At 76.3% G+C, this 10,212-nt stretch carries 7 protein-coding genes; 2 read left to right on the top strand and 5 right to left on the bottom strand.

What is annotated here, in order from left to right; genetic code table 11:
• Window positions 1-277: 277 nt before the first annotated feature.
• Window positions 278-1,045, bottom strand: coding sequence for an anti-sigma factor (locus tag ABZ641_RS16870; RefSeq protein ID WP_344627238.1), 768 nt, complete (start codon window positions 1,043-1,045; stop codon window positions 278-280).
• Window positions 1,042-1,626, bottom strand: a complete 585-nt coding sequence (locus ABZ641_RS16865; RefSeq protein ID WP_344627237.1) for a sigma-70 family RNA polymerase sigma factor — start codon at window positions 1,624-1,626, stop codon at window positions 1,042-1,044. Before ABZ641_RS16865 ends, ABZ641_RS16870 begins: the two co-directional genes overlap by 4 nt.
• 346 nt (window positions 1,627-1,972) lie before the next feature.
• Between ABZ641_RS16865 and ABZ641_RS16860 the strand changes: the two genes are divergently transcribed.
• Window positions 1,973-3,028 (top strand): spore photoproduct lyase family protein, encoded by a 1,056-nt coding sequence (locus ABZ641_RS16860; RefSeq protein WP_359982598.1) that lies wholly within the window; start codon window positions 1,973-1,975, stop codon window positions 3,026-3,028.
• 50 nt (window positions 3,029-3,078) lie between these two features.
• Window positions 3,079-4,602 (top strand): SDR family oxidoreductase, encoded by a 1,524-nt coding sequence (locus tag ABZ641_RS16855; protein ID WP_344627236.1) that lies wholly within the window; start codon window positions 3,079-3,081, stop codon window positions 4,600-4,602.
• Window positions 4,603-4,784: 182 nt separating this feature from the next.
• On the opposite strand, the gene ABZ641_RS16850 is transcribed toward ABZ641_RS16855, so the two are convergent.
• The 3 genes from ABZ641_RS16850 to ABZ641_RS16840 form a co-directional block, all read right to left on the bottom strand.
• Entirely contained in the window at window positions 4,785-7,517 is a 2,733-nt protein-coding gene (locus tag ABZ641_RS16850) for a hypothetical protein (protein WP_359982595.1), read from the bottom strand.
• On the bottom strand, window positions 7,514-8,698 hold the full coding sequence (locus tag ABZ641_RS16845; RefSeq protein WP_359982593.1) for an ATP-binding protein: 1,185 nt from the start codon (window positions 8,696-8,698) through the stop codon (window positions 7,514-7,516). Before ABZ641_RS16845 ends, ABZ641_RS16850 begins: the two co-directional genes overlap by 4 nt.
• A gap of 91 nt (window positions 8,699-8,789) precedes the next feature.
• The gene (locus ABZ641_RS16840) at window positions 8,790-9,680 is read right to left on the bottom strand and encodes a hypothetical protein (RefSeq protein WP_359982591.1); all 891 of its coding nucleotides are present in this window, start codon (window positions 9,678-9,680) and stop codon (window positions 8,790-8,792) included.
• Window positions 9,681-10,212: the final 532 nt, after the last annotated feature.

The raw sequence follows: 10,212 nt of genomic DNA, 5'->3' as shown, positions 1-10,212 counted from the left end.
GGGCCGGTTCATGTCGCAGGTGCGCGCCACCCGGATCCGGGCGTGCTCGGCCAGGGCACGGTCGACGTCGCGGAACGCTGCGACCTTGTCGTCGCCGGACACTGTCACGGGGCCCCCTCCACTGCACGGGCCCGCACTGCCGGCGGGCCGCTCCTTCACTGGCTACCGGTACTTCGGAGCGGTACGCCGGGCGGATTGCCCTCGATCGGTGCGGAGTTGCCGTGGCGTGCGGACGGGCCGGCACCTGCCCCCGCGGGCGGGGGGCAGGTGCCCGCGCTCAGCTGAACGGCAGCAGCATCACCGGCGTGCCGCTCGGGTGCGCCGAGCCGCCCTCCGGTTCCACCGTCACGCCGACGCCGACCGCGCCGTTCAGCGGCCCCTGCAGCAGCAGCGAACCGCCGGAGGCCGGCATCAGTCCGGCCGGCCGCATCGTCCCGGCGTCGTCGAACCACAGTTCGTAGGTCTTGCCGGCGGGCAGCGCCGGCATTCCGGAGGCCAGGAACCCGGCCTGGCCGCGGCTCTGCGACCAGACCACCGTGCCGACGCCGGGGCCGGCGGTCGCGGTCGCCGTCCGGGCGTCCGGCGCGGTCAGCAGGCTGCCGAACGCGGCCTGCTGGGCCTGCAGTTGCGCGGCCCGCGCATCGGCCTCGTCGGCCCGCCGGCTCTGGTCGACCGCGAGGCCGCCGAGCGCCGCGGCCAGCGCCACCGACGCCGCCAGCACGAACTTCGGCCAGTTCCGGACGATCTTGCTCCGGCGGCGCCGCCCGGTCGGCTGCGGCGGCACCTCCGGGGGCGGCACCGCGGACGGCGGCGCGAGCTGGCGGACGGACCCGATGCCCGCCATCACCCGGGCCCGCAGCTCGGCAGGCGGCGTCTCGGCCTCCGCGGCACCGAGGCGCGCCAGGGTGGCGGCGAACTCCCGGACCTCCAGCGCGCAGGCCTCGCACAGGGCCAGGTGACGCTCGAACTCCGCCAGCTCCGGCCCCTCCAGGGCATGGGCCGCGTACGCGCCGGTCAGCGTGTGCAGTTCGGCTCCGCCGGTCACGACTCCACCCCCAGGCAGTCCCGCAGCCGGATCAGACCGTCCCGCATCCGGGTCTTCACGGTGCCCAGCGGCGCGCTCAGCATGTCCGCCACCTCACGGTACGAGTAGCCCCGGTAGTAGGCCAGGGTGACGGCCTGGCGCTGGAGCTCGGTCAGCATCCTCAGACAGCGCCGCACCTGCTCGCGCTCCAGGCGGCCCTCCACCTGCTCGGCGACCTCGTCGAAGGCCGGCACGTGCGAGCGGGCGGCGACCCGCTGCTCCCGGTCGGCCGTCGCCTGCGCGGAGCGGACCCGGTCGACCGCCCGGCGGTGCGCCATCGTCAGCACCCAGGACATCACCTCGCCGCGGTCCGGCTGGTAGCGGGCGGCCGTCCGCCACACCTCCAGCATCACCTCCTGGGTCACCTCCTCCGACTGCGCCGGGTCCCGCAGCACCCGGCGCACCAGGCCGAAGACCGGGCCCGCCACAACGTCGTACAGCCGCCCGAACGCGTCCTGGTCGCCGAACGCCACCTGGGCGACCAGCTCCTTGAGGTCCGGGCCGCGGCGCTGCGGACCGGACAGGTGGACCACCGTGCTCAATCCGCCACCCCGCTCGGTCGGGCGGCGCGGACCGCCGGTCGGGCCGGGCAGGCGTGCGGCCTGCCCGTCGGACGGATGACGGGCATCGGGAACCTCCTGGTCGTCGGTGGGACCGCGCCGTCCACGGGCGGCGGCGGTCGTCGGGCACGGTGCATTCGGAACCGGACGCCCGCCGGATTGCCCGCGGGCCGCACCAGCATGGCGGAACCCGCACGCCCGCACACCTCCCCGGACGGGAAGGACCGGCACCCATCCGATCCGCGGCCGGCTCCGAAGCACCGCGCGCGAGACCCGTCCGACCCCGAACCGCCCGGAGACCTTCACCGTGCCCACCGACCGCCGCCCGATGCCGCTCTTCCACGTCCGGGAGATCTTCGCCGAACCGGCGGCCGCCGCCTCCCCGCGCGGCCGGCAGGTGCTGGAACGCTTCCCCGGCGCCCGGGTGGTCGAGGTCGACTCGCACTGGCGGATCCCGCACCTGCACGGCAACGCCGGGAACGTCGAACGGTGGGCCCGGATCAAGAGCGAGGTCCTGGTCCTCGGGGTGAAGAAGACCCTCGCCGCCCGGCCCAACGGCCGCTCCGCCGACTGGATCGCCCCCAGCTCCGCCAACGGCTGCGCGCTGGCCTGCGCCTACTGCTACGTACCGCGCCGCAAGGGCTACGCCAACCCGATCACCGTCTTCACCAACATCGACCGGATCGTCGCCCACCTCGCCGGCCACGTCCGCCGGCAGGGCCGCAAGCCCGCGCCCAACCAGTGCGACCCCACCGCCTGGGTGTACGACATCGGCGAGAACAACGACTGCTCGGTGGACGCCCTGATCTGCGACAACACCGCAGACCTGGTCCGCGCCTTCCGCGGGTGGCCGACCGCCAAGGCCTCCTTCGCCACCAAGTGGGTCAACCGCGACCTGCTCGCCCTCGACCCGCGCGGCCGCACCCGGATCCGCTTCTCGCTGATGCCGCCCGCCGACGCCCGGCTGCTGGACGTCCGCACCACGCCCGTCCCCGAGCGGATCGCCGCTGCCGGCGACTTCCTCGACGCCGGGTACGAGGTGCACTTCAACCTCTCCCCCGTCGTCCTGCGTGCCGGCTGGCAGCGCGACTGGGCCGAGCTGCTGCACCGGATGGACGACATGCTGCCCGCCGCCGTGAAGGCGCAGGCCGCGGCGGAGATCATCATGCTGACCCACAACCGCGAACTGCACGAGGTCAACCTCGGCTGGCACCCCAAGGCCGAGGAGCTGCTGTGGCGGCCCGCCCTCCAGGAGGCCAAGACCTCCGGGAACGGCGCCCGCAACGTCCGCTACCGGGCCGCGGGCAAGGCGGCGGCGCTCGCCGAGCTCCGCGGCCTGATCGACCGGCACGCGCCCTGGCTCAGGGTGCGGTACGCCTTCTGACCGACCGTCCAGCGGCCACCGCCCGGTGGCCCACCGCCCCGGGAGGACCGATGACCGACCAGACCGCCCGGCCGCCGCACTGCCTGGTGACCGGCGCCACCGGGTACATCGGCGGCCGCCTGGTGCCCGAACTCCTCGCGGCCGGCCGCACCGTGCGCTGCCTGGTCCGCGACCCCCGACGGCTGCGCGACCACCCCTGGCGGGCCCGGGTGGAGACCGCGACCGGCGACGTCACCCGGCCGGACACCCTGACCGCCGCCTTCGAGGGCGTCGACACCGCCTACTACCTCGTCCACTCCCTCGGCACCGGCCCCGGCTTCGAACGCACCGACCGCGAGGCCGCCCGGGCGTTCGGCGCGGCCGCCGCCCGGGCCGGCGTCCGGCGGATCGTCTACCTCGGCGGACTCGTGCCCGCCGGCGTCCCCGCCGGCGAACTCTCCCCGCACCTGCGCTCCCGCGCCGAGGTCGGCCGGGTGCTGCGCGCCAGCGGGGTGCCCACCGCCGAACTGCGCGCCGCGGTCATCATCGGCTCCGGCTCCGCCTCCTTCGAGATGCTCCGCTACCTCACCGAACGGCTGCCCGTGATGGTGACGCCCAGCTGGGTCGGCACCCGGATCCAGCCGATCTCCGTCCGCGACGTGCTGCGCTACCTGGTCGCCGCCGCCGACCTGCCGCCCGAGGTCAACCGGGCCTTCGACATCGGCGGCCCCGACGTCCTGACGTACCGCCGGATGATGCTCCGCTACGCGGCCGTCGCCGGCCTGCCCCGCCGGCTGATCGTCCCGGTGCCCGTCCTCACCCCCCGGCTCTCCGGCCACTGGGTCGGCCTGGTCACCCCCGTCCCCAACTCCATCGCCCGGCCGCTCGTCGAATCCCTGCGGCACGAAGTCGTCTGCGCCGAGCACGACATCGCCCGGTACGTCCCCGACCCGCCCGAACAGACCGTCCCCGGCCTCCACCGGCCGGTGCAGGGCCTGATCGGCTTCGACGACGCCGTCCGCCTCGCCCTGCGCCGCATCCGCGACGCCCAGGTCTCCACCCGCTGGTCCTCCGCCTCCCTCCCCGGCGCCCCCAGCGACCCGCTGCCCACCGACCCCGACTGGGCCGGCGGCAGCCTCTACCAGGACGTCCGCGAACGCCACGTCGACGCCGCACCGGAATCCGTCTGGCGGGTCGTCGAAGGCATCGGCGGCGAGAACGGCTGGTACTCCTTCCCGCTCGCCTGGGCCCTGCGCGGGTGGGCGGACCGCGCGGTCGGCGGGGTCGGGCTGCGGCGCGGGCGACGCGACCCGGCCCGGCTGCGGGTCGGCGACTCGCTGGACTTCTGGCGGGTCGAGGAGATCGAACCGGGGCGGCTGCTGCGGCTGCGGGCCGAGATGCGGCTGCCCGGCCCGGCCTGGCTGGAACTCTCGGTCGCCCCCGACGGCAACGGCGGCGCCCTCTACCGCCAACGGGCCCTCTTCCACCCCCACGGCCTCGCCGGCCACGCCTACTGGTGGTCCGTCGCCCCCTTCCACGCCGTCGTCTTCGGCGGCATGGCCCGCAACATCACCGAACGCGCCCAGGCCGTCTGAGAGGCAGCACCCCAGGGGCGCGGGGAACTGCGCGGTCCGAGGATGGCGAACCCGGCAGTTCCGGTTGGCCTCTGGTGCGCGTCCGTGTGTCCACGGCCGACCGGATCTGTCGGCTCGCCGATCCCGAATTGCGCGGTTCCCCGCGCCCCTGAGGGGTTGCCCCGCGCCCCTGAGTGCTTCCGCTACTCCGTTGCCGGGCCGTCCTCGGTGAGCCATTGGCGGTAGACGCCGGCGAGGGCGGCGAGGACGGCGGTGCCGCCGGGGAGGGCCGTGGTGAGGACGATGAAGGCGTTCGCGGCCTGGTCGGGGGGCGCCGTGGCCAGCCAGTTCGGCCAGAAGCCGGCGGAGGGCAGGACGGCCCCGGGTCCGGCCGGGGCGGCCGTCCTGACGGCTACGCCGCCGAGCGTGGCGTCCCATTCCCCGAGCACCCGGGCGAGTCGGGTCCGCTGCCGGGAGGTGAACCGCCGCAGGCCGATCACCCGCAGGCTCTGCCGGACGAGTTCGGGCCGCAGTTCACCGACGGCCGCGGTGGCGGCGAGCAGCAGCCGCGGGTCCCGGGAGAGCAGTCGGACCGTCCGGTCGTCGACCAGCCGGGCGAGCGCAGCGGCCCCGTCCCCGGACCCGGCGCCGGTCCGGCGGGCGAGTTCGATCCGGATCAGCATCAGCCGGTCCCCGAGGTCCTCGGCCAGTCGTGCGGCTTCGGCGAGCTGCGGTCCGGCCTCTTCGGCGAATCCCTCGTCGACGGCCCAGCGGGCGTGCGCGTAGTCGGCCTCCAACTGCACTCCCCCGGCCTGCTCCTCGACGGCACGGCTGCGGGCGGCGGAGGCGAGCGCCCGGGCGGAGTCGAGTTCGCCGAGGGCGGCCCGTACCCGGGCTTCGAGCAGCAGCAGCCGTGCGCCGCGTTCGCCGCCGGCGGGCCGGTGGTCGAGGACTTCGGCGGCGCGGTGCGGGGCGTCGAGTTCCAGCAGCCGGGTGATCTGGACCTCGGCGTGCCGTTCCCACTCCTCGGCGGGCACCTCGCGGAGGGCGGCGGGGTGGAGCGTCCGTCCGGAGCGGGAGGCGAGGTAGGCCCGGCTGCCGGGCGGGAGTTCGTCGATGGAGCCGGTGAGCAGGGCTTCGACGCCGGGCTGCCAGCGCCGGTCGAGTTCGGTGGCGGACTCGCCGAGGCCGAGCCGGTGGTAGAGCTCTTCGGCGCGGGCGGTGAGGCCGTCCTCCTGCACGTAGTGCAGCACGGCGGCCTCGTGGATCTCGGCGACCTGTTCGGGTGCCTCGGCCTGCAGCAGCGGCAGGAGTCGGCGGCGGAGGTCGCCGCGGTGTTCGAGGGAGCCGTCGGCGGCGGGGCCGAGCAGGGTGGTCTCGCGGGCGAACAGGTCGAAGAGTTCGCCGGCCCGCAGGTCGTCGGGGACGTGCACGCCGCCGGGGCCGGCCAGGACGTAGCGCAGTACGGCGGGGGTGAGACGGCGGAGCACCAGGGCGGGGCGGGCGAGGCTGCGGACGTCGGGGTCCTCGATGCGGTCGAGGACGTGGCGGTGGAGGTGCTCGTGCAGTTCTCCCCCGGTGGTGTCCTTGCTGCCGATGAGGTCGGCGGCGAGGCGCAGGTCGAGCGGGTCGCCGCCGGCGGCGTCGACGACGGGGTCGAGGGCGGCGGGGTCCGCGGCGGGGCCGAGCAGCGCGCTCAGGTGGGCGCGGGCGGCGTCGCGGTCGAAGTCGGGCAGGTGGAGTTCGCGGGCGGGCAGTCCGGCGGGGACACGGCCGGCGAGGACGACCCGCAGGGCCGGGTTGGCGTCGGCGAGCAGGTCGAACATCCGCCGGAGTTCGGCGAGCACCTCGGGGCCCGTGTCCTGGGCGGCCTCGAAGGTGTCGATCGCGAGCAGGACGGGGCCGTCGGGCAGTGCGAGGGCGAGCAGCCGGGCGAACTCGCGGTACAGCGACTCGCGTTCGGCGGGTGCGGTGAGCAGCCGGACGGAGGCGGTGAGGTGGTCGGTGGTGCCGCGGGCGGTGGCCGCGGAGTCGGCGTGGGCGGCGGCGAGGGTGTGCAGGTCGGGGGCGGCGGCGCGGGCGATCCACTTGTCGGTGAAGAACTCGGCGAGGGGCCGCAGTCCGGGGTGCTGGATGCGCAGTTGGCGGACGGCGTCGAGGAGCAGGGTGAGCGGTTCCTGCGGCAGCAGGCCGGGCCGGTCGAGGTCGATGTGGGCGAAGGGCAGCCGGGGGCCGGTGCTGCGGTGTTCGCCGTCGAGGATGAAGCGGGCGAGGACGGTTGACCTGCCGACGCCGTCGGGGCCCCCGATCAGCATCGGCCGGCGGTCGGTTCCGGCGGTGTGCTCGGCGAGTTCGGCGAGGACGTCGGCGCGTCCGGCGACGTGGGTGCCGGCGAGGCGGCGCAGCGGTTCGAGGAGTCGGCGGCGTTCGAGGTGGTCGGTGATCTCGGTGGCGCCGGGCAGGCCGGGGACGAGGCCGTCGAGCCATGCGGTGACCCGGGCGGTGGCGAGGAGTTCGTCGAGGTCCTGTTCGGCGGGGGGCGGGGCGGTGTCGGTGAGGTAGCGGGTGAGGGCGAGTTGGACGGGTCCCTGGGGGCGGTCGGGGTTGGTGTCGAGGGCGCGGCGGTGGGCGTCCGGGCCGGCCATCGCGGCGAGGGTGGTGCGGCGCAGGGCCTCGGGCAGGCGCCATTCGGGGCTGCCGTCGGCGCCGTGGACGGGTTCGCTGACGGCGAGGAGGGCCTGCAGGGCGGCGGCGTCGGGTTCGTGGCCGACCGGGCGGAGGGTGGCGGGGTCGTAGCAGGCGAGGACGGCGGCGGCCTGGCGGTATGCGTGTTCGGCGGGCGGGGGCGGGCCGGCCGCCGCGGCTGTCCTGCGGGTGAGCCGGTCGAGGCGTTCTTCGACGGTGGCGGCGGTGAGGCGGGTGCGGGCCGTGGTCATCGCAGGACCTGCCGGTCGAAGACGGCGTCGGCGGTGTCGCGGACGGCGTCGGGGAGCCGGCGGATCGCGGCGGCGCGGTCGTCGGGCAGTGCGGCGAGCAGCCGGTCGACGACGGTCTCGACGAGGGGCGGCGCGATCTCGGTGCCGAGGTCGGCGGCGAGCCGGCCGAAGAAGGCGCACAGGTCGCGGCGGTCGACGGTGCCGACGGGCTCGGTGAGGACGCAGTCGAGGACGCCGAGTGCGGGGCGGTCGTGGCCGAGCAGGAGGACGCGCAGTCCGGGGTGGCGGCCGCGGACGGCGGCGTCGGTGAGGTGGTCGATCAGGGCGGCGGTGTCGGCCTGCAGCGGCACGTGGTCGAGGCTGTCGACGACGAGCAGATGGGTGGTGCGGCCGGACGCGTCGTAGAGCCGGGCGACGAGCCAGTCGCACAGCCGGCGGGCCTGGTCGGCGCCCCGGGCGGGCGGGGCGGGGGTGGGTTCGGGCAGTTCCAGCTGGGCGGCGACGGAGCTCATCAGGTCGTGGGGGGTGCAGAGCCCGTCGGCCCATTCGGCGAGGTCGACGAGGACCGGTCGGAAGGTCCGCAGCTGCTGGGCGACGTGGCTGACGAAGTACCAGGTGTGGGACTTGCCGCAGGAACGGGGGCCGGTGACGAGCAGGACGCGGCTGCGGCTGTCGGAGACGAGGTCCTTGAGGTGGGTGCGGAGCAGGGTGCGGCCGAGGAAGAGCCGGCGGCCGAGCAGGTCGGCGGCGTACGGGTCCTCGGCTGCGGCGTCGCCCGGTCCGGCGGGCGCGGCCGGGACGGCGGTGAGCAGCCGTTCGGCGAGGGCGGCCACGGCGGGGAACCGGCCGTCGCGCAGGGCGCCGAGGAACTCCTCCAGCCGGCCGTCCCGTTCGGCCTCCTCGACGACCCGGTGGACGGTGGTGCGCAGGTCGGTGCCGGTGCCGGCGGTGGCCGGTCCGCGGCCGGTGGAGGACCACGCCCGTTCGAGGTCCTGCGGCGTGCAGTCGTTGACGACGACGTCCACGAGGCGCCGCCGGTCCGCGCCGGAGAGTCTCACCGTCACCGCCGCCGCGGGCGGCCCGGGCGGGTCCTCGGGGTCGCCGTACGCGGGGTCGAGGCCGTGGTGAAGGGCGGCGAGGGCGGCGAGGGCCTCCCGCGTCTGCGTTCCGGGCGTGGTCATCAGGGGTGCCCCCGGTCGGGGTGTGCGGTCCGGGTCCGGTCGGCCGGGCCGCGGGCGGGGTGCGCCGCCGTTCGGGCGGCGGGCCGGACGGTCAGGCGGCGATCCGGGCGCGGACGGGCGCGCGGACGGCCGGACGGGCGAGGTACTCGGCTGCGCCGTGGTGGTTGGCGCTGTCGTTGACCACCACGACGTCCTCGGTGAGGCTGCCCGGCTCGTACTCCGGGCGGACGGTGCGGCCCAGGGCGACCAGGTCGCGGGGGTCGTAGGCGTTCCGCCAGGCGGCGACGCCGGGCGGCACGGTGAGCGGGGCGGCGAGCCGGTCCCGGATCTCGGTGATGCCGAGCGGCGAGCCGATGGTGATCAGCAACGGCACTTCGCCCGGGTGGGTGCGCAGCACCTCGTAGGCGATCACCGAGCCGAGGCCGTGGCCGACCACGACGAGCGGCCCGTCGGCCTCCTCCAGGGCGGTCGAGGCGACCTTCTGGATCTGCTCGCGCATCCCGCCGGTGAAGTAGGCGTGGGCGTCCCTGTAGGCGTGCCGGGCGAGGACCTGGAAGGCCACGGTGCGGCCGAACCGAGGCAGCGGCAGCGCATCCGTGCCGGTGGCGGCGCCCGCTCCGGCGGAGAGGGCCTCGGCGGCGTACACCATGGCCCGCAGCCAGGGGTCGAGCGGCCCGGGGGCGGTGCTGCCCGGCACGGGCGCCCCGGTCTCGGCGCGGACGGCGGCGAGGAACTCCTCCGGCGGGGCGGGGGCCGACGGCCGGGCCGTCCTGGGCGCCGCGCCCGAGGGCGGCAGTTCGGTGACCCCGTCGTCGGGGACGGGTGCGGGCAGCGGCTCGTGGTGGCGCAGCGGCGCCCAGTACGCCATCCGGGAGAGCCCGCCCATCGGCCGGCCGAAGAGGGCGACGTCCCATTGCTCCTTCAACTGCTGCTCGGGCGGCTTGTTGCCGACCCCGTGCACGTAGACGATCGCTGGGCCCATGGCATGCCTCCGGCCGCTCGCTCTGCCTCCAGTGTCGGCCCCTTCGGCGGGGAGCTCAATCGCCCGCGGGCGGCCGTCTGCCGCACGCCGCGCCGATGGTGACGGTCCGTGGCCGACCTGAGGGCCCGGACCCGGCCGCCGGGTCCGGGTGACGGCCGGACGGGGTGACGGCCCGTGGCCGTCCGCCGGGGACGGGTCGCAGGCCGCCCGCGGGATCCCGGCTGACGGCGGGTCGGCCTGGGGGCCCGGGCCCGCCCGGAGTCGCCCTCGGTGACGGACGCCTCGGGCGGACCGCACCGGACGGACGGTCGCGCTCGGTGTACGGCGGGCCCGCGGCGGGGGAAAATCGGTGTGCGGAGCGCCGCGGCCCGGCTAGGTTCGACGGGTGCCGGCCGACCGGTCGCACGCGGCACGGGTACGGAGGCGGGCAATGGCCGGGACGGACATCTCCGGGACGGGGCGCACCGCGCCCGGGGAGCTGCCGACGCTCGCCGGGCTGCTGGCCGGGCACCGCCCGCGCACCGCGCAGGAG

It is taken from the genome of Kitasatospora sp. NPDC007106, assembly GCF_040634455.1.
GTDB classification, from domain to species: Bacteria; Actinomycetota; Actinomycetes; order Streptomycetales; family Streptomycetaceae; genus Kitasatospora; species Kitasatospora arboriphila.
Note: the sequence above shows the minus strand (reverse complement) of the source record. Positions and strands in the feature narration are given on the sequence as shown.